The organism is Microcoleus sp. B7-D4, from assembly GCF_036705125.1.
Lineage (GTDB): Bacteria > Cyanobacteriota > Cyanobacteriia > Cyanobacteriales > Microcoleaceae > Microcoleus.
Genome location: NZ_JAUBTT010000029.1, coordinates 49064 through 68832, shown reverse-complemented (window position 1 = coordinate 68832; position 19769 = coordinate 49064). Strand labels below are relative to the sequence as shown.

Below are 19769 nucleotides of genomic sequence, written 5' to 3'. Positions count from 1 at the left end.
TCTAAAATCGGCTGACTGGCTGCATTCACCGCAAGAAACGGGTGGCTTTGAGCCTACTCTATCGCTAAAGTGAGGAAACATCAAAATTCCCTTGACTTAGACTAGATGATTTCGATGCAGAATGCGAGTGTCTATGCTAGCGAAGATTATCACCGGATTGCTCGGGCGATCGCCTTTATGCGACAACACCACCTAAACCAGCCCAATCTGGCAACTGTGGCCCAACACATAGGACTGAGTGAATATCATTTTCAACGGCTATTTACTCAATGGGCCGGCATTAGCCCCAAGCGGTTTTTGCAATATCTGACAGTTGAATATGCCAAGTCAAAAATCACTCAGACTAAAAGCCTTCTCGACCTAACATTGGACGTGAGACTATCGAGTCCCGGACGATTACACGATTTATTTGTGAACTTGGAAGCAATGTCACCAGGGGAGTTCAAAGCAGGCGGAGCAGGTTTACAAATTCGCTATGGCATTCATGATACCCCCTTTGGCACATCTCTAATCGCGACAACTACCCGTGGTATTTGTAATCTTTATTTCTTGGATACAACAGACGAACAAACCGCTGCACAAAGACTGCGATTGACCTGGAAAAATGCTGAAATCATTCGTGATGAGCAAGCCACTCAATCATTGCGCGACCTGATTTTCAATTCAGAAACTCTCAGCGAGCAAAAACCACTAACGCTCTTGGTAAAAGGCACTAACTTTCAGATTCAAGTTTGGCGAGCACTTTTGCAATTGCCATTTGGTGCGATCGCCACCTATCAGACTATAGCTCAAATGGTAGCACGCCCAACTGCTGCTAGAGCTGTAGGAAATGCGATCGGTAACAATCCTATCGGCTATCTAATTCCATGTCACCGAGTCATTCGAGAATCTGGAGAAATCGGTGGCTATGGCTGGGGAGTAGAGCGTAAAACAGTCATGTTAGGTTGGGAAGCTAGCCGTACAATCTGCGAACCCACCCTCGCAGGAATAGAGCGATCTAACGGTATCAATCACCCGCCGGAGACTACCTCTGATCCCAACACATAACCTCTGTGCGATCGGGTGCATGGGCGTTGTTTTGCTGCGTCGCCTAGAGAACTTTTAAGAACCTCCGACTTCAATCACCGTTCTTTTTTCCCGACCGAAAGCATCCAGGATACAAGCCCCCGGATTCATCCGTCCAGAAATAAAAAACCTGTATCCGATAAACAAGGGCCCGAATTTATCCGTGGGGTCAATGCTTCAATTCTTTAATCTAAAATCTAAAATCTAAAATCTAAAATCGATTGACCATCCCATTTCAACAACTGTGCGTACCTCGTAATCAGCAAGTTCCCGTTTTAAAGGTAGTGGGGCACATTCATCAAGCAGGATTCGCATAGGCTGTCAGCATCTCCTTGGCTAATTCAAGAGCTGCAATTGTCTGTTCCCAACTGACACTAGGGAAATGGTCTAGAAATACCTCTAATGAATCACCAGCCTCAAGATAATCAAGTAGGGTTCTCATTGGTACACGAGTCCCAACAAAAACAGGGGTTCCCCCCAGAATATCGGGGTCGCTATGAACAACACGGGATGTTAATGTCATAACAAATTCAGCCAACTGGCTACCAGCTTTTACAACAATTGTATCCCAAAGTCAATCGATTTTAGATTTTAGATTTTAGATTTTAGATTTTAGATTTTAGAATAGAAGCATTGACCCCACGGATAAATTCGGGGGGCAAGTTTCATCGGATACAGGTTTTTTATTTCCCCGGTCCTGAGTCTGCTTTCGGAATGAATCCGGGGGCTTGTATCCTGGATGCTTTCGGTCATTTGATTTTCGTGAGCAGAAAGCCAAACACACGATCGCTAGCATCCATTTTATCTAAAACTACAACTTTTAGCAGTTTAGGCTGGGAAGCTAGCCATACAATCTGCGATCGATCTCGATAGCATTACTATTTTTGCTACTTGCCTTCGCAATCGATCGCAGATAAATTTCAGGGTGCAAGGTCGATCGATAATACACTAGAAATATTGCTGTATCGCCAGTTTTTCAATGACCAAGAATTTCAAAGGTGGTACCCGCCACGTGATTTATCCGTGGAATCAATCCAAAATCTAAAATCTAAAATCCTCACGCCCCCGAATTTATCTCGCGCAAGTCAATCCAAAATCTAAAATCTAAAATCTAAAATCGAATGACGCTGCCTACCGGATCTCGTTCTCCTGCTTTGTTCCAAACGCTTTCGCTGGTAGCTGACCCGATCGCATTTTTCGATCGCTACTCGGCCAAATACGGCGATACATTTACCGCCCGCGTGTTGGGGCCCGCTTCCCCCCCCGTGGTGTTTCTGGGCAGTCCAGAAGCGATTCAGGCGGTGTTTACGACGTTAGCCGATGCCTTTGAGTTTGGCAAAGTGACCAACGTATTTCGCCCCCTGGTCGGAAATGAATCCATAATAATGAATGAAGGGTCGCGACATCTGCGACAGCGACAGCTATTAATGCCCGCGCTGCATCGGGAACAGTTGCACAGTCAAGGGCATTTGATGGTTGATTTGACGCAAAAGCACACGATCGACTGGAAAGCCCCAGATGCGATCGCAGTCCGCGAAGAAATGTTAGAAATTTCGCTGGAAGTAATCTTGCAAGTCGTGTTTGGATTAGTGCCGGGAGAGCGCTACGAACGCCTGAAACAATTGCTCAGCAAGCTTTTAGAGGCGATCACCTCTGAGCTGTACTCCCTACAATTTTTCTTTGAACCGTTGCAACAAAATTTGGGGCCTTGGAGTCCGTGGGGGCAGTTTTTGCAGCAGATGGCGGAGATTGACTCGCTGATTTATGCGGAAATTGCCGAGAGGCGATCGCATTCTCTCGATTCGTCTCGCACGGATATTCTGTCGGTGTTGATGATGGCCCGCGACGACACCGGCGAATCCCTCGGCGATCGAGAATTGCGCGATCAGTTGATGACGCTGTTGTTGTTGGGACATGAAACGACTGGATCGGCGTTGACTTGGGCGTTTTACTGGCTGCATCAGTTTCCCGAATGCCTTGCTAGGTTGCGGAAGGAATTGGATGAATTGGGCGAGAATCCCGATCCGATCGCACTTTCGCAGTCGCCCTACTTAACAGCAGTCTGCAAAGAAGCGCTGCGGGTTTATCCAATTGCCTTAATTTCGCAGCCGCGCAAGGTGAAACGGACGATCGAACTCGAAGGCTATACATATCAACCGGGAACGATTTTAATCCCCTGTGTCTATTTGGCCCACCGTCGGCCTGAAACCTACGAAAATCCCGCCCGGTTCAATCCCGATCGCTTTTTAGAGCGCAAGTTTTCCGCCTCTGAATTTTTACCGTTTGGAGGCGGGAGTCGAAGCTGCATCGGGATGGCGTTATCGATGTTTGAAATGAAGCTGGTTTTAGCAACGGTGCTGTCTTCCCGTGAGTTTGTATCGAATCTCGATCGGCCAATTCGTCCGGTGCGCCGGGGAATCACCTTTGTGCCGCCCGATCGGTTTCGATTAACGGTTGTGGGCGATCGGCGTTAGATGAGAGTGAAACACCCTGTCATATCATTTCCGGTTACACTCATACATGATGTTGACGGTTGACGGTTGACGGTTGACAGTGAACAGTCAACAGTGAACAGTGAACTGGAATTTACTATTCCGATGCTAACGGATTTGATATCAAGCAAGATATGTTATTCGATGAAAATCCCAGCAACTTTGTCTCCATTCATAGTCATGTGTGCCACAAATTCATCTCCACCATCTTCAAAACTCAGCTTCCACAAATAAATCGGACAATTACCTTGTTTTATCTCACCAAAATAATTAAATGAGTATCCCTTTTGCAGGCGTGAAGCGAGCTGCTCGCTAACATCGTCAAACATTTGTTGTGTAATGCTCGCTTTGTAGCCTGCATCACCGACTGTAGTAAAAAGCTCGTAATTCTTCGATGCAGTGGCATCCAAGATAACCTGCAAACAATCGATGACGTTTTGAGAGGGGGCTGTCGGGTTCATGAAGATGTCCTTCTTTTAGGGTTCTATCAAAATGTCTAACAAATGGCGCTGTGAATAGCTTCTACGGCTGTCTAATATCAAATCCGGTAGCATCGGAATTATTTATCAGTAGGGGGCGCGATCGCAGAAATTTTTAAATCCACAGATTAGACTATTTACACTCACGCACCGCCCCAAGGATTGAATAATATCGATGCAACTTTACTATTTATAGCAGTTTTCAATCGAATTAAATAAATACAGCTTTAGACACGGCAGTGCCGTGTCCTACCCGATATCTGTACTTCACTCTACTGAAAACCGCTATATTGCCTTAGCAACAATAGTCCGGTGTCGGACTGTATTGCAAGTGATTGTCGGCTGTGCAAAACCGGAATCTACCAAAGCTTGCTCAATATCCAACCCAAAATACTGATCCAAATAAGGCTCCGTACTCTTGAGCAAAGTCAAAATATAAGGAGGCATTTTGGCATAAACTTCCGACTGAGGATTCATATCCATAATTGTCAAATGTCCGCCAACACGCAGCAAACGCCTCGCTTCCCGGAATATTTCTTTAGTAGCTTTCTGCGGCAATTCGTGACAAACTAAACAAATAGAAACTAAATCAAAAGCCGCCGCAGGCAAACCAGTAGATTCAGCAGCAGCGTGAACCCAAGTCGGAGATTTTTGATTTAAAGATTGGGATTCTCGCTGTTGAGAACGGTATTTAGCAACGGCTAAGAAATAAGGCGACAACTCTACCCCAGTCATCTTCGCTTCCGGGTAAACCTCCCCAAGAGCAAACGTACTCAATCCCACACTGCATCCCAAATCCACAATATCTTGCGGTGAAGAAACAATCTGCGATTTGATGACTTCGTGATAGCTGGCGCGGAGTTTAGCATCGCCTTCTGCACCCGCTTCCGGCCAAATTGTGGCGTGAACTGTACGGGCTGCAACTTCAACTTCTGTAGCAGCTTCCCAACTCATATTACCTTTTTCATAAGCGTGGAATGAAGTTAGATAATATTTCGGGTAAACAAGATCGGGATTTTGGACGCTGAGCAATTCTGCATCCCAATTCCGGGACAAAAGTGCTTGCGATTCTTGTCGCCAATGCACTCCGATTTTTTCTCCTCTTTTTATCATCATTTCCCGCGCTTGGTGCTTGGCTAGATTAGCCAAAGGCTTGATGGAGAGTACGCCATTTACTAAACGCGAGGCTAATCCCGGAGTTTTTTTAACTGCAACCGTCATGTTTTATGTTTTTCTATTTGGCGCCAATTATTGTAACACAGTGCGAGGATTTTGAGTTGTCAATATAATGAAACTTAACTTTGTGCGGGCGAGTGAAATGCAAATGTTTTGTGGTAAAGACTTTTTTTTATGAACCGCAGAGGGCACAGAGAACGCAGAGTTAGAGAAGAGAGAAAAGCTCAGAGGATTGCAAAACTGGATATTGTCGTGTAATATTTATTTGTGCTTACCTACTTAGTTCTGGGAAATTTATCTGGAATCTGGAATCGGATTTCCCGAAGTTGGAGTAATTGGAAGAACACTTTAAATCGGGCTATTCAGGAGTTTGTGATGAGCAAATCTATTGTGGAATTGGTTGACAATTTGCCGTCGGGTGGCGTCACTGTGATGATGCTCAAATCCCTCGATTTTGTGGTTCCGGGGGAGTGGAACAATCTCACGGGTTTTGATAATACTATTGAAGCGGTGACAGGGGAAACAAAGCGCAAATTAGTTGAGAAAATTCGCGATCGCGCGATCGAGCTTTACGCTAACCCCAACGAGCCATATCAAGGCGTAGTCAGGCTTTACCAGTTAGCAGACAGCGCCGACAGTGCGTTAGGTGCAACGGCTATGGCGAATAAAATCGGCGAAAACATCGGCTTTCTTTCCTTTCTCAACCGCCTCACTCCCAAAGCTGACACAACTCAAACGATCGACTTGTGCGTCAAAGTGGCGATCGAGCTAATTGCCTTCTGCAAACTTAACAATATTTCCCTTAACAATGTGGGAAGCTTTGGTAATTATTTATCTCATTACAAAGGCGAAGCTCTGATGCGGATGGCTGCTTTAGTTTGTGCTGACGGTTTAATTCCCCTTGGCCCGGACTTCATTAGAGTAGCACAAAATACTATAGGCGGATTGAATCCTTCAACCTTGCAGCAAAACTCAACATTCCAAAATATCAGCAACCTAATTCCCGGCGCAAATAATGCAGCAAAATTTGGATTCGTGACCACAACTTTCGCCTCAGCCCAAGGTTGGATGAACAATTTAGTACAGTCTCGCGGCTTAACTCCCGCTATAGTTTTAGGCAATCTCAAGCAATACGTTGATGTTACCGATGACAAATTGGATTATGTGGCGGCGTTTTTAGACATGACTACCAATTATTACGAACACACGGGAATTCAAACCGTTGCTCGCCGATTGATCGATCGAGCTTATGGCGAAATAGCCTCGGATAGATAGTAGAAAAGTCGTTCCCAGGTGAGGGAACAGAGGAAGGCAGAGCATGGTAACGAGGGAACTTGTTAGGTTCGCGTTTGCCATGCTGTTGAGTCTCTGCGGCCGTGAAAAATGGCGGTCACTATCACTCGGCTTGATACAATGCGATAATACACAGCATAGGGAAAGCGACGCACCACGGATCGCCGAACATCGCGATAGACAACTGGATATGACTCCGGCATCTGGCAAATTCGATCGAGCATTTCGTCAATACAGTCTAAAAACTCGTCACCAAGTCCTAGTTGCTGACTTTCATACCAAGTGTATGCTTCATCAACTTCTTCACGAACTTCTGGACGGAATACTAACGCATAATTCATAGTTTATTTTCGTGCTTTGACTGAAGCTTTAACTTCTTCCCAAGTCAGCACATTATCAGGATTTGCTTCAGAATCATCAATTCGGCGATCGAGTTCCTGCTTTTGAAAGTCTGTGAGGTCTGGGTGAACCTGTTCTGCCGCTATACTGTCTAAGATTGCTTGTACAAGACGAATCCGATCTTGAACGCTGAGGGCGACGATCTGATTTAATGTGCCTGTGAAATCCATAAATTTAAGTTAAGCGCCAAGGACTTAGTAGATTATTATAACTTAAAACAAATTGTGAAGAGGGATTCGGCGATTGAAATCGCTACTACACAAACCAAGTCCGCCTGCGCGGACTAAGAAACCCTCGATCGCAAAGTAAGTTAAAATAAGCAGATTATGTTTAGCAAACCTCTTTTAATCGCATTGTGAAAAACAAATCGCTTCCTTCATCCGTAACAGTCAAACTAGGCAAATTTGTCTGGACATCAATGTGGCAATTAATGATGTCAAAACTAGCGCCGCCCGATCGCACGGGAGCATACATTCGCCCCAGCAGCAGTTTCCGCAACTTTGTCAGCACTGCACCAGACAACCCTCACGGGCCCGCTGCGGGACGGTATCGCCTCTTCGTGGGTACGGGATGCCCTTGGGCGCACCGCACTCTGGTGACGAGGGCGCTCAAAGGGCTGGAAGATGCGATATCCGTTTCTATTGTCTATCCCTCGGAAGGGGGGATGTGGGTGATGGAGTCGGAGACTTTTGGCTGCAACACGATGCCGGAACTTTACCAGTTGGCTTTACCGGGCTATCAGGGGCGGTGTACGGTGCCGGTGCTGTGGGATGATTCGACAAAGACGATCGTCAATAACGAGAGTTCGGAAATTATTGTGATGCTAAACTCGGAGTTTAACGAGTTTGCTGGCAATCCTCAAATGGATCTTTATCCTCTGGATTTGCGATCGCAAATAGACGAGTGGAATGAGAAGATTTACCAATCGGTGAATAACGGCGTTTATCGCTGCGGTTTCGCGCAATCTCAAGCTGCTTATGACTCGGCTTGTAGTGAATTGTTTGCTGTGTTAGACGAGATCGATCGAGCGCTGTTGAGGAGTCGTTACCTTTGTGGCGATCGGGTGACTTTAGCAGACGTGCGGCTTTTTACTACTCTATTCCGTTTTGATGCAGTTTACTACAGCTTATTCAAATGCAATCTGCGCCGCATTGAAGATTACGAGCATTTGGGAGCTTATCTGCGCGATTTGTACCAGTTACCGGGAGTTGCGGGCACTTGCGATTTGGAGGCTGTGAAGCGCGATTATTACGGCAATTTGTTCCCGCTGAATCCCGGCTGCATTATCCCCGCTGGGCCCGATCCGGCGAGTTTGCTCAAAACTCACGATCGAGAAAAAGTCCCACACAAACCCGGTGTTTGAACAAGTTGGCGCGGACTCGATCTTATTCTTGAATGTCACTTGTTGGCTGGTTTACTTCTTCGTCTTCAACTTCAAAATTAATTCGTTCGTAAATCTCTCTCAGCGGCATTTGAAATTCTACGGATTCTAGGGTTAATACAGATTCGTCTGAATCATATTCTGTTAATACCCATTTGCCATTAGAATTTTTAGCAAATTGTTCAATGTGATAGCTGTATTGGTCAATTAAAATGTATTCTCGAAATTCCGAGATTGATCGATAGGCGAGAAATTTACCACCGCGATCGTAGTCTTTGGTTGAATTGGATAAAACCTCGACGATTAGCAGAGGATTTGTGACAATTGTTTTGTTACTTCCTTGATAGACTGGTTCTCCTTGAATGACGATGATATCGGGATAGACGTAGCGGCGAGTTTGGGGTATCCACAGGCGCACATCATTGATAAATGTCTCGTAATCTTGACCATTCACAGTCAAGGGGAATTTGCGACAAAAATTCAGTGCGAGTTTGTTGTGGTTGGTTGTTCCGCCTGTCATTGGTACTATCTCCCCATCGTGATATTCACTTTTGTCGATCGCACTTTCTTCTAATGCGAGATATTCCTCTGGTGTATAGTAGCGTTTTTCGGTTTGGGGTTGCTTTTCGATTGCTGGTTTTTCTTGGGTTTGCATTGTCATTCCCTTCGGCTCTCAAGTGATTTTATGATAACATGAAATATTTGAGGAACAGAAACCGGGGGAGTCAGAAACCGGGTTTCTTAGCAAAATCTCGATGAGGATGCAAAAATCCCTCTTTACCTCGTTACCAGGCTCTGCCTGGTAACGCATATCCAGAGGCTCCGCCTCGCCCTAACCCACCCACCAACCCTCAATAGCCCCAATGGGAAGAAGTAGATACAAAGTAATATATTCCGACAACCAACCGCACTTTGTCACCTGTACAATTATCAACTGGATTCCTGTATTCTGTCAAGCAGAAATAGCACAAATAGTCTTAGATTCCTTAAGTTTTATGCAACGGGAGAAGCGTTTAGCCTTACACGGTTACGTGAAACGTGGAAAATCACTTGCACTTAATCGTAACTTCTTCTGAATTGTCAACGCAAATGAGAAATTTTAAATCATTTACAGCTCGCTCCATAATTGACTTGCTTGAAAAAAATCAAGTTACCAACATCCTCGATCAACTCGCATTCTATAAAAAGCTACACAAAAAAGACCAAAAATATCAGCTATGGCAAGAAGGGTTCCACCCGCAAGCTATTTTGGATGAGGCAATGCTGTTGCAAAAATTGGAGTATATCCACAATAATCCTGTTAGGCGCGGCTATGTTGACGATCCGGCTTGTTGGAGATATTCTAGTTATCGAAATTATATGGGTCAGGATGGATTGTTGCCAGTTGATTTGATTGATTTTTGAGTCGGATGATTTGTTTGAAGGAACGAGGCAGAGCCTCTGGATATGCGTTACCAGGCAGAGCCTGGTAACGAGGGGAAGGAGGGGAACGAGGGGAAAAAGAAGGGAAAAGAGCGAGGCAGAGCCTCGGGAAATGCGTTACCAGGCAGAGCCTGTTAACGAGGAGAGCAATACCAAATCTAGCATCTAAGCATCTAATCTTCAAGCTTACTTGGGAACGAGGAAATAGTCTCGGTAAATGTCCTGACTGTTATTTCCCCGCCTAAATCCTGAGCTAGTAAATCGATACCGTCAATAACTTTATTGGGCTCTGCAATACTCAAAACCTCATAGCATTTTTCCCGATAATCGGGACGATCTTGGAAATACTGAATCGCTCGATCGAGCGGTTCCATAACTTGATAAGCTGCTTCCGCTTTGTCGATCGCCCTTTGGGGAATCGGAGTCGCTAACCTTTGCATAGCCAAGTCGATTAAATCTCTAGAATTTACCCGATCGCTCGGCTGTCGATCGGCATTTGCCAACAACTTTTCTGCTATACTATCAATTTGATTCAAACAAGGAACAGGCGACCAATTTGGATAATTGGGTTCGCCAAACTCAATTCGCCCTTCACAAACCATCTCGAATTTAATAGTAGTGCCGTCAACAATAACAGGAAATCTTATGCCATACTGGTTGGCTTGAATATCGTTCGGAATTACAATGCGTGAAGCGAAGCTATCCCCAAGGGAATCGCGACTAGCAAAAATCGCATCATAGCCTCCTTCGGCAACTTTGCGGCGCAGGAGAGGGTAGCCATCATCCCTCGGACACATAAAGTCAATATCCTGGCTCAACCGATATTCTCCGTGTTCCATACTTACCAACGTTCCGCCCCCAAAATACGCCCGACATTCCTGTAGAAATTCGACATTCAAGTGGCTGAGTACAGTTAATATCTTTTGATGGATTTCGCGTTTAAACATTGCTTGAGAACTTACCCAATTTTCTGGAGCTTTTGGCGGAAAACTGCTTCCCAGTTCTGCTATTAACCAAGACTGATAGTGTTGGCTGATTTGTTGAATAAAAGCCAGTTCCTCAAAGCTAGGTGTTCCCAAAACTCCCCAATAATGCCAGCCAGATTCGTAGCGGCATAGCATTTCCTTGAAACTCAATTTTTTTACATCAGCAATTTGCCAGCAGATAGCTTGAAGGAATGGGAGTTCGGCGGGAATTGTCAACCCGGTTGCTATTTCTTGATGGTTCATCTGCTTGCGGGCAAAGCGAGGCAGAGCCTCTGGATATGCGTTACCAGGCTCTGCCGATTGGTGACAAATTAAGCTCACACCGACCGTCTCTTTTGTTTGTATCGAAGTCTCGATCCCCCCTAACCCCCCTTAATAAGGGGGGGACAAGATTCTTCTCAAAGTCAACCCCTACTCCCCTTCTTAAGGGGGATTTAGGGGGATCGAGACTCGACTAAAAGGGACATTTATTATGGGTTTCAGTCTTAAGTTGTCACCAATCAGCAGAGCCTGGTAACGAGGAATTTTGTTTGAGTCCCTCTCAGCTCGGACTTTGTTTGTTTAGCCCCGAATTCTATTCGGCGGGTTCTATTCCCTAGGTTCCTAGCTTCCCGATAAAATATCTTCGAGTGCTAATTTCAGCGTGGGATATTGATATTGAAAACCACTAGCTAAAGTTTGTTTCGGCAACACTTTCTGCCCTTCCAAAACAAGTTTTGCCCCGTCTCCCAAAAGCATTTCTAAAGCAAAACCTGGCACCGGCAACCAAGAAGGCCGCTTTAAAACTTCCCCTAAAGTTTGACACAATTCATTCATCCGCACGGGATTCGGTGCTGTCGCATTCAAAACGCCTTCAACTTGCGAATTTTGCAAAGCGTACAAAATTAAATCAACCACATCCTCGCGATGCACCCAAGAAAACCACTGTTTCCCAGTGCCCAGCGGCCCGCCTGCAAATAGTTTAAAAGGTGGCAGCATTTTTGCCAACGCGCCTCCCATTCCCAAAACTATCCCCAGCCGCACAATTGCTAGCCGCGTTCCCGCATTTTTTGCAGGCTGGGCGGCTGCTTCCCAGTCTTTGCAAACTGCTGCTAAAAAATCGTTTCCAGCAGGGCTAGTTTCGTCAAACTCAGCGGTTTCGCTGGTTCCGTAATAGCCGATCGCCGATGCACTCACAAACACCGATGGTTTAGGATTAGCATTGACGATCGCCTCGACCAATTTTGCCGTAGTCAGTGTGCGACTGTCCAGAATTGCTTGCTGGCGCGCCTCCGTCCACCTTTCCTCCGCAATCGGGACCCCTGCTAAATTGACAACAGCGTCGCAGCCCGCGAGCGACTTTTGCCAATCACCAGACTCCGCAGGAGTGTAGGCGACAACTTCCAAATTCGGATAAGCTGAAGCCGGAAAAACTCGGCTAGCCTTCGCCGCATCCCTGCTCAAAACCACAACTTGATGTCCCGCAGCTTGCAGCTTCTCCACCAGCCGGCTACCTACAAATCCTGTTGCTCCCGCGATCGCTACTTTCATCTTTTACCAATAATGCACAGTTCTAGCAGTTTAGACGATCGTCCAAACTTGTCTTTGATTATACAAAACGAGAGAGCCGGCCCGATCGCCTCCCCACAAGCTTTCTGTATTTTGATTAAACTGATATGGGACGCGAGGAACACAAACCATGCCTGCAAAAAAATCAAAGCTTCTAATTGCTGCCTCCATCGCCGCAGCAGGTAGCGCTGCGGTCTACTTTTACTTCCAGGGTTTGAGCCAACAAGTATCCAACCCTCAAGACAGCGCCAAAGTTGTACCCGACGAAGCAATGATGGCCGCGTTTATCTCCCCCAATCCCCAAGCCCTGGCAGAGTTACAGCGATTTGGCACGTCTGGGGCTCAAAAGTTGGTCGGTCAGGGTTTGAAGACCTTTCAAGAACAAAGCTTGGCAGGCACTCAAATTGACTTTGACAGGGACTTAAAACCTTGGCTGGGGGGGGTAATGGTCGCTTTGCTGCCCCCTGATGCTGTGACGAATACAGAGCCTCCAAAACTGCTGGTTGTAGTCAGCGTCAAAAATAAAATTAGCGCTTGGAATTTTGCGAATAAATTAAAATCTCAGCCCGGTGCAACTACTCAAGAAACCGAGTATAAAGGAGTTAAAATTTTTGAGATTGCAGAGCCAACTGGCAAGCGCTACAGTGTGGCTTTGCTGAACGACCAATTAGTGATGGCTCCTTTGAGAAAGCCTGTGGAATTGGCGATCGATACTTTTAAAGGAGAACCCTCTCTCGCTACGCAGCAGAGCACAACTAAGTTTTTTGCAGAGAGTGCTGGTGTCAAGAATCCGATCGCAACTGTTTATATTGCTGACTATGCTGCTGCCATTGAGCAATTGAAAGCTAATTTGCCCGCAGATATCCAGTTGCCTTGGACAGTGTTTTCGCAGTTCAAACAAGTTAAGTCTTTGGTAGCGGGAATTGGGGCGGATAGTGCGGGATTGAGGGTAAAAACTATCGCTCAGTTAGACCCTAAATTCGTCCAGCAAAATCCACAAGTCCCATCGAAATTGTTACCCAGATTTCCCGACGAAACTATTGCTTTAGTCGGCGGCAAGGGACTAGATCAAATTTGGTCGCAAGCGACGGCCCAGGCAAAAGATAGCCCGGAAGTTGACAGGGGAGTTCAGCAGGTGAGGAGTAGTTTTAAGCGGTTGGATTTGGATGCGGATCGAGATGTTTTTGGTTGGATGAATGGGGAATTTGCGATCGGGGCGATCGGTTCGGATCAAGGGATTTTGTCTCAGTTGGGGATGGGGGCGGCGATGATTTTTGAAACGAGCGATCGCCCTGCTGCAGAAGCAACTCTGAAAAAACTCGATGCGATCGCCAAAAGCAATGCTACAGTCAGTGTCGCCCCTAGAACCGTTGAGGGCAAAGAAGTTACGGAATGGAAAATACCCCAGCAAGGCACTTTATTCGGGCACGGTTGGCTGAATGAAAATTCTGTGTTTGTAGCTTTCGGGGGGCCTTTAGTTGATGTGATTACTTCGACGCCACCGCAACCGTTAAGCAGCAGTCGGAGTTTTCAGGCGATCGCCACTTCTTTACCGCAAGTCAACCAAGGTTACTTTTACATAGATATGGAAAAAACCATGTCTTGGGCTAACCAATATTTGCTCGCAGTACAGCCCAATTTAGTTTCGCCGCCCGTCGCTGAATTGCTCAATTCTCTCCGAGGAGTTAGCGTCGCCACAGCTTCTACACAACCGACAACTGCTCAGCTTGAGATGCTTTTTGCCTTGAAATCTAACAATTAGGGAATTGGGAATCGGTAATTGGTAATCGGGAATTGGTAATTCTTCCTTCTATCCTTCTATCCGTTAAATCCCGATTCACTGCGCGTTGCCGGACTTTTGTATGAATAAAAAAGTTGCTGCCTCTCCAGGGAGGGCAGCTACTCAAATAAAGCATCTTAAAGTCTCTCAAAACTTTAGAATTAACCTTCAGACATTCCTGATTTATTCGGCAATTGCAAATCATCGGGATCTACATAGTGACAAACTGCTTTGTCCATACAAATCAAAGCCCAGCCGGATTTATCGATGCTCATCAATTTGTAAGAAGCGGGCTGAATAAAGAAACCTTTGTGGTTGCGGGTTGCGGGTTTGATGTTAACGTGGCTGTCATTGCTCATGTTTTTACAACTCCTAGTATTATCGTAGTAAAATCTGAAAACCGCTGAGCGGGTTTGTCAATCGTCTAAGTTTTCAAATACTAGCACTGACTTCCTGAGTTTTCCATAAAGTTATTTATTGATTTATTACGATGTCGTAATAAACCGCAAAGCCGATTTCCTCGATCCCCGCCCCAAAATCGACTTGTTTGCGCCGTTACGGCTCCAGAAGCCACTGTTTAACGCGGGCGAGACTCTTCCAGTCGGGTTTTCGGCTTAATCCTTCTTCAAAATTTTTTTTAACTTCGTCGAGCAACTCTTCGGAAGCCATCACTAATTGCTGAGCCACTTCTACGTGGGGGCGCACTCCTTTTTCTTTAAGATCGAGGATCGCTACTGCTAGGTTGATGCGAGCTTGGGGGTCATGAGGGTTCAATTTAACGGCTGTTTTCGCTGCTTTTTGAGCCGGTGCAGGTTTATTTTCCAACAGGTAAAGCCACGCGAGGCTAGCCCAGGCATTGCCATTTTTAGGAGCTTTCTCGCACACTTCTTTAAACACGGGGATCAGATTAGCCGGGGCTTCGCCAGCTTGGTAGCGATCGAAACCGTCTTTAAACAATTCTTCAGGGGTCATTCGATTTTAGATTTTAGATTTTAGATTTTAGATTGGAAAGAGCATTGGGTGCGGGACGCAGCAATGCAGTCCGAGGCATTCTCAGCAATTAGCAATTACCAATCCCCAATGCCCTATTTTCCGATTTATGTAGAAAATGAACTGCCACAGCCGCAAGTTTGAGTGGCGTTGGGGTTAGTAAACTGAAAACCGCCCCCGATCATAGCATCGCTGAAGTCGAGAACCAAACCGTAGAGATAAAGAATGCTCTTGCGATCGCAAACTACCTGAAAACCATCGTAGTCGAACACTTCATCGTCGGATTTGACAGTGCTGGGATCTGCGAAATCCATCACGTAGGACATTCCAGAGCATCCGCCCTGGCGCACCCCTACCCGCAAGCAGAGGTCTTTACCTTGTTTCTCTCTCAGAGCTAAAACTTGACGGACAGCAGAGTCCGTCATTTGAATGCCGCGCTTTTCAGAAATGGCTTGAGTCATAATTTGCCGAACTCCTGAGATTGTCTAATGCTAAGAGTGTAATCTTATCCCTCCATTGTACAGGCATTCGCCAGAAGGCATAAGGTTAGATGCTGAAGGCCGAATTTTTAGCTTCTAATTTTTAATTCCCGTGGGGCCTCGTTCCCCAGCTTGATGTCCTCTCCCCCTATAGGGTTTATGATTGATAAGCAGCGGTTGACCGGCTACCGGCACCGCAACAATGCTTCACCCAACGGGCTTACTCTATGGCAGCGCTGAATCGCTCTACTCTTCGTCGGCTACAAAACTTACCTCAAATTCCCAGCGTGTGGGAGGGCGATCGCCGACCCTTATCTAATGCTGACTCACACATGATGCTAGATGACGACGACGTTCTAGAAGCTGGTGGCGAGTGCATTCTCTGGGTCGATGGCTCTGAAGGAGTCGTGAGGGCTATGGACATGGTAGGCCCAGATGCCGGCCCAGAGGCGCTCGTCCGGGCCCTGCTACGGGCAATGGAACATCCCCAAAGTCCGGCTCCCGCAGTCCGCCCCCAAAAAATAGTAGTCAAAAACCGAGAAATTCAATTTTATCTGCGGGGCGTACTTCAAGATTTAGGCATTTCCATTGACTACGTGCCGGAATTGCCCTTAATTGACGAAATATTTCGAGGCATGGAAGAGGTCGCCATCAACAGACCTCCTGAGTTGCCCCCTCAGTATGCTGAAGTTTTAATGGAAAAAGCTGCTCAAATTTGGCAAGATGCTCCGTGGCGGACTTTGAGCGAACACCAAATTATATCCATTGAAATCAATCAGTGGGATGTCGCCAGCCTCTACGTGTCCGTATTGGGGCAAGGCAGAATGGATTACGGAGTTTTACTTTACCGTTCTCTAGAATCCTTGAAACGGTTTCGAGAACGAGTCGTCAACGATGAATCTTTTGAAGATTTAGAACAGGCTTTTTTAGGGCAAGACTGTTTGTTTGTTACCTTTGAAAGTGCAGCAGAGCTTGATGAGGACGACGACGACGACGAAATTGATTTAGCCGATTTGCCTCCATCGGAAATTGAACCAAATTTCGGCAACCTACATCCTTTAGAAGGATTGCGATCGATCCTTTACGAAGAAGAAGCCCTCACGATGTTAGTTGCTCTCGAAGCATTTCATCGTTTTTTCCGCAACGGCCGCCGGAAATTGGGTTCAGACACTTTTCCCACTCTTAGCAGCCGCTACCGCATCCCTGTGCCGCAGCCTGACGGAGAAATTCAACAGGTATCCGTTAAAGTTTCCACGATGCCCGATGTATCAGACGAATTATTACAGATGCTCGGCGATGACGATGATGACGATGATGACGATGATGATGAATTTGACAAACCACTGCTGCGGGACGATTTGGTGCCGCAAAATTCATTTTTGAGCCTCGGCGCCGTACCTTGGGAAACGGTAGATTTCCTGCGCCAAAGTGTCCAGTTTCACCAAGGTGCAGAAGTTGATATTAATACCGCCGGAGATGGTTTGCCGGTGGTGATGATCCAAACTTCTCATCCGAAGGCAAAAACTATGATTCAGGATTTGAAAGAAGCTGGAGGCGTGAAGGGGATTGGTTTTAATCCGGGCGAAAATCCTTTTCAGGATGAGCAATACGACTTGGGTATTTTGCAAACTAAAAATGGCGAGTTGTATTTATTTGGGGAGTTTAATGAAGACGATCCGGTGCATCAGGAAGCTCGCAAGAAGTGGGATCGCCGCTGTAAATTAACCAACGGTTGGTGCGGTTTGATTATTGCTAAAGGGTTGATGGGTGCTTCTCGCGGTCAGCCTCAGTTTAAGGATATGATCGCTTTGCTTGAGGTGCGCTGGGTGTCTGCTAAAGACTTGGGAATTGGCCCACTTCAGTTGATGCCGATGTTTTGAAGTTAGTTGACTGTTGGCAGTTGGCAGTTGGCAGTTGGCAGTTGTTAATTGGCAGTTGTTAATTGCTTTGGACTGCTAATAACCAATAACATTAGTCAGCAGTCAACCGTCATCAGTCATTTTTTTTTATTTGAATGAGCAAGGAAAATGATTATGTCAAATTCTACTCAAAAGCGAGAAGTGTTAGTCGCCCTTGATGCTGAATTCGCGGAGAAAATAGACCAACTTACTGATAATTGGACGGAGGCGATCGAACAAGCTCTCCGTCTCTGGTACGCTAAGCAAATAGAAGATAAGTTGCGGAAGTTTTATCAAAACCGCAGCCCAGAAGATATTGAGGAGGAAAAAGAGTGGTTTAATTTTGTAGAGGAACAGATAGAAGAAACATGGAGCAGCGATGGACTCTAACTCAACAGGAAAAACTTATCCTCGCCAAGGTGAGATTTATCTTTCAAGGGCTTTGCGTCAGTTAGGAGATACCAAAAAAATACCTGTAGTTGTGGTTTCTCCCGATATCCGCAACGAGTTTACGGATTCTGTCATTGTTGTTCCTTTCACGAGTAACCTTGCAAGAGTAGAAAATCCAACTCGCGTCTTGATTCCTGTGGGTGAGGGAGGATTGCAAGCTGATTCTCTAGCTGTATGTAAGGAACCCCACGCTTAAAAGCGGGGGCTTTTGGGAAGTCCGGCTCGTTCCGAGCGGTTCAAGAAGAAAGCTCGAACCTTACCAGAGACAGGATTAGACCTCCGTTTTTTGAGTCATGATACCGGAGAATGCGACGCTAGTTTTCCGCTCTATCGCCAAAAGTTAAACAGGCTTAACGGGGTTAAACCAGTGCTTTTGACACAACAAGCTCATAAAACATTCAAGGGAGCGAACTTTACCCAGCAATGGAGGACTTTATGTCTAATTTCGTTTTTGTACTTGATACCCAAAAACGACCGCTCAATCCAATCCGCCCAGGAATGGCTCGTAAATTGCTAACCACTGGCAAAGCTGCTGTTTTCAAAAGGTATCCATTCACGCTAATTCTCAAAGTAGAGGTAACGGTATCCCAACAACCCATCACTCTTAAAATAGATCCTGGCTCCAAAACCACGGGCATTGCATTAGTCGAAGGAGAAAACGTAATCTTTGGTGCAGAACTAACTCACGCCCGGTCAATCAATTAAAGCCTGTTTGGAGTCTCGCCGTTCACTGCGTAGAGCCAGGAGAAATCGCCATACTCGTTATCGAAAGGCTAGATTTCTAAATAGAACTTGCCCTAAAGGATGGCTGGCTCCAAGCTTGCAACATCGTGTCGAAACAATCCTGACATGGGTAACTAGATTAATGAAAGTCGCTCCCATTAGTTCTATTGCTCAAGAACTTGTGCGATTCGACTTACAACGACTAGAAAATCCAGAAATTAGTGGACTGGAGTACCAGCAAGGCGTTTTATGTGGTTACGAAATCCGCGAATACTTGTTGAATAAATGGGATAGGAAGTGCGCGTATTGTGGAGTTACGGATACACCGCTACAAGTCGAACACATTCATCCTAAAGCCAAAGGCGGATCTAATCGTATTTCTAATCTTTGCCTTGCTTGCGAAAATTGTAATACTCGGAAGGGAACTCAAGATATTGAGCAATTCCTCTCCAAAAAGCCAGAAATTTTGAAGCGAATTCTATCTCAAGCAAAGCGGTCTTTAAAAGACGCAGCAGCAGTCAATTCAACTCGCTGGGCGTTATTTAACCGACTTCGTATGAATGGCTTGCTTGTTTCTACAGGCAGTGGTGGTCTAACAAAGTTCAACCGCACTCGATTAAATTTAGCTAAAACTCACTGGTTAGATGCTGCAAGTGTAGGCAAAGTCGAAGAATTAAAAGTGCTGACTTCTCAACCGCTGCTAATTAAGGCAGCAGGACACGGTACTCGACAAATGTGCGGCACAGATAAGTTTGGCTTCCCAATTCGTCACAAGTCGAGAAAGCAAATCCATTTCGGTTTTCTTGCCTGGCGATATTGTCAGCGCTACCGTCACAGCAGGCAAGAAGGTCGGCACCTATGTGGGACGAATTCTTTGCCGCGCATCCGGTTCGTTCGACATCGCCACAACGACGGGAAGAGTAGCAGGAATTAGTCATAAATATTGCAAATCTATTCACAAAAAAGATGGCTATTCCTATGGATTTTAATTCAAGGCGACTGAAGTCGCAGCCGCTTTCCTCCCCATGTCTAAAGCCAGGGGCTTCTCGCTCGTTTTCTGGTGAAAACGTTTCTGCTTTGCGGCAGACATTCCTAGAACAAGGCCCTTATGGTCAAATTAGTGCCGATGTCCTAGCCAGAATTCAGAGGGCTGTACAAGTGTCGATCGGCATTTATGAACTTTGAATGTTTCGGAAATTCTAAATTTT

The 19769-nt window shown here is 46.0% G+C and carries 21 protein-coding genes and 1 pseudogene; 11 read left to right on the top strand and 11 right to left on the bottom strand.

Annotated features, from left to right (window positions below):
* Window positions 1–114: 114 nt before the first annotated feature.
* A complete protein-coding gene (locus QUB12_RS13995; protein ID WP_333307183.1) occupies window positions 115–1047 on the top strand; it encodes a methylated-DNA--[protein]-cysteine S-methyltransferase in 933 nt (310 codons plus the stop codon).
* A gap of 316 nt (window positions 1048–1363) precedes the next feature.
* On the opposite strand, the gene QUB12_RS13990 is transcribed toward QUB12_RS13995, so the two are convergent.
* Window positions 1364–1588 (bottom strand): DUF433 domain-containing protein, encoded by a 225-nt coding sequence (locus QUB12_RS13990; RefSeq protein ID WP_333107702.1) that lies wholly within the window; start codon window positions 1586–1588, stop codon window positions 1364–1366.
* 598 nt (window positions 1589–2186) lie between these two features.
* On the opposite strand from QUB12_RS13990, the gene QUB12_RS13985 reads away from it, so the two are divergent.
* The gene (locus tag QUB12_RS13985; RefSeq protein WP_333307181.1) at window positions 2187–3539 is read left to right on the top strand and encodes a cytochrome P450; all 1353 of its coding nucleotides are present in this window, start codon (window positions 2187–2189) and stop codon (window positions 3537–3539) included.
* A 155-nt stretch (window positions 3540–3694) separates the two neighbouring features.
* Here QUB12_RS13985 and QUB12_RS13980 read toward each other — a convergent pair whose 3' ends face one another.
* Window positions 3695–4018: a hypothetical protein gene (locus QUB12_RS13980; RefSeq protein ID WP_333307179.1), complete on the bottom strand. Its 324-nt coding sequence runs from the start codon at window positions 4016–4018 to the stop codon at window positions 3695–3697.
* A 303-nt stretch (window positions 4019–4321) separates the two neighbouring features.
* On the bottom strand, window positions 4322–5257 hold the full coding sequence (locus QUB12_RS13975) for a class I SAM-dependent methyltransferase (protein ID WP_333307177.1): 936 nt from the start codon (window positions 5255–5257) through the stop codon (window positions 4322–4324).
* Window positions 5258–5587: 330 nt separating this feature from the next.
* On the opposite strand from QUB12_RS13975, the gene QUB12_RS13970 reads away from it, so the two are divergent.
* The gene (locus tag QUB12_RS13970; RefSeq protein WP_333307175.1) at window positions 5588–6487 is read left to right on the top strand and encodes a hypothetical protein; all 900 of its coding nucleotides are present in this window, start codon (window positions 5588–5590) and stop codon (window positions 6485–6487) included.
* 62 nt (window positions 6488–6549) lie between these two features.
* On the opposite strand, the gene QUB12_RS13965 is transcribed toward QUB12_RS13970, so the two are convergent.
* Window positions 6550–6846, bottom strand: coding sequence for a type II toxin-antitoxin system RelE/ParE family toxin (locus QUB12_RS13965; protein WP_172187606.1), 297 nt, complete (start codon window positions 6844–6846; stop codon window positions 6550–6552).
* 3 nt (window positions 6847–6849) lie between these two features.
* On the bottom strand, window positions 6850–7074 hold the full coding sequence (locus tag QUB12_RS13960; protein ID WP_333143700.1) for an addiction module protein: 225 nt from the start codon (window positions 7072–7074) through the stop codon (window positions 6850–6852).
* 248 nt (window positions 7075–7322) lie between these two features.
* Between QUB12_RS13960 and QUB12_RS13955 the strand changes: the two genes are divergently transcribed.
* Window positions 7323–8267, top strand: a complete 945-nt coding sequence (locus QUB12_RS13955) for a glutathione S-transferase family protein (protein WP_333307191.1) — start codon at window positions 7323–7325, stop codon at window positions 8265–8267.
* A gap of 22 nt (window positions 8268–8289) precedes the next feature.
* Here the strand turns inward: QUB12_RS13955 and QUB12_RS13950 are convergent, their stop codons facing one another.
* Window positions 8290–8940 (bottom strand): Uma2 family endonuclease, encoded by a 651-nt coding sequence (locus QUB12_RS13950; protein WP_333307173.1) that lies wholly within the window; start codon window positions 8938–8940, stop codon window positions 8290–8292.
* Window positions 8941–9374: 434 nt separating this feature from the next.
* Here QUB12_RS13950 and QUB12_RS13945 point away from each other — a divergent pair, with 434 nt between their 5' ends.
* Complete coding sequence (locus QUB12_RS13945; protein ID WP_333204816.1) at window positions 9375–9689, top strand: hypothetical protein; 315 nt, start codon at window positions 9375–9377, stop codon at window positions 9687–9689.
* A 191-nt stretch (window positions 9690–9880) separates the two neighbouring features.
* Here QUB12_RS13945 and QUB12_RS13940 read toward each other — a convergent pair whose 3' ends face one another.
* Together QUB12_RS13940 and thyD are read right to left on the bottom strand one after the other, a co-directional pair.
* Window positions 9881–11014 carry a nucleotidyl transferase AbiEii/AbiGii toxin family protein gene (locus QUB12_RS13940; protein WP_333307171.1) on the bottom strand — a complete coding sequence of 378 codons (1134 nt, stop codon included), beginning with the start codon at window positions 11012–11014 and terminating at the stop codon, window positions 9881–9883.
* Between the two features lie 282 nt (window positions 11015–11296).
* The gene (gene thyD, locus QUB12_RS13935) at window positions 11297–12223 is read right to left on the bottom strand and encodes a thylakoid membrane protein ThyD (protein WP_333307169.1); all 927 of its coding nucleotides are present in this window, start codon (window positions 12221–12223) and stop codon (window positions 11297–11299) included.
* Window positions 12224–12371: 148 nt separating this feature from the next.
* On the opposite strand from thyD, the gene QUB12_RS13930 reads away from it, so the two are divergent.
* Window positions 12372–14003, top strand: a complete 1632-nt coding sequence (locus QUB12_RS13930) for a DUF3352 domain-containing protein (protein WP_333307167.1) — start codon at window positions 12372–12374, stop codon at window positions 14001–14003.
* A gap of 179 nt (window positions 14004–14182) precedes the next feature.
* Here QUB12_RS13930 and QUB12_RS13925 read toward each other — a convergent pair whose 3' ends face one another.
* The 3 genes from QUB12_RS13925 to QUB12_RS13915 form a co-directional block, all read right to left on the bottom strand.
* The gene (locus tag QUB12_RS13925; RefSeq protein ID WP_172187588.1) at window positions 14183–14380 is read right to left on the bottom strand and encodes a hypothetical protein; all 198 of its coding nucleotides are present in this window, start codon (window positions 14378–14380) and stop codon (window positions 14183–14185) included.
* 196 nt (window positions 14381–14576) lie between these two features.
* Entirely contained in the window at window positions 14577–14993 is a 417-nt protein-coding gene (locus QUB12_RS13920; RefSeq protein ID WP_333143705.1) for a tetratricopeptide repeat protein, read from the bottom strand.
* 125 nt (window positions 14994–15118) lie between these two features.
* Window positions 15119–15472 carry a HesB/IscA family protein gene (locus QUB12_RS13915; protein WP_006632680.1) on the bottom strand — a complete coding sequence of 118 codons (354 nt, stop codon included), beginning with the start codon at window positions 15470–15472 and terminating at the stop codon, window positions 15119–15121.
* Window positions 15473–15717: 245 nt separating this feature from the next.
* Between QUB12_RS13915 and QUB12_RS13910 the strand changes: the two genes are divergently transcribed.
* From QUB12_RS13910 to QUB12_RS13890, 5 genes and pseudogenes are all read left to right on the top strand, one after another.
* Window positions 15718–17370, top strand: a complete 1653-nt coding sequence (locus QUB12_RS13910; protein ID WP_333307165.1) for a DUF6930 domain-containing protein — start codon at window positions 15718–15720, stop codon at window positions 17368–17370.
* 153 nt (window positions 17371–17523) lie between these two features.
* Window positions 17524–17778 carry a hypothetical protein gene (locus QUB12_RS13905; RefSeq protein ID WP_333102672.1) on the top strand — a complete coding sequence of 85 codons (255 nt, stop codon included), beginning with the start codon at window positions 17524–17526 and terminating at the stop codon, window positions 17776–17778.
* The gene (locus QUB12_RS13900; protein WP_333143707.1) at window positions 17768–18034 is read left to right on the top strand and encodes a type II toxin-antitoxin system PemK/MazF family toxin; all 267 of its coding nucleotides are present in this window, start codon (window positions 17768–17770) and stop codon (window positions 18032–18034) included. The genes QUB12_RS13905 and QUB12_RS13900 overlap by 11 nt, the downstream gene beginning before the upstream one ends.
* Before the next feature lie 239 nt (window positions 18035–18273).
* Window positions 18274–19550, top strand: a pseudogene (gene iscB, locus QUB12_RS13895) (RNA-guided endonuclease IscB).
* Window positions 19528–19746 carry a hypothetical protein gene (locus QUB12_RS13890; RefSeq protein WP_333143708.1) on the top strand — a complete coding sequence of 73 codons (219 nt, stop codon included), beginning with the start codon at window positions 19528–19530 and terminating at the stop codon, window positions 19744–19746. The pseudogene iscB and the gene QUB12_RS13890 overlap by 23 nt, the downstream one beginning before the upstream one ends.
* The last annotated feature ends 23 nt before the right edge of the window (window positions 19747–19769 follow it).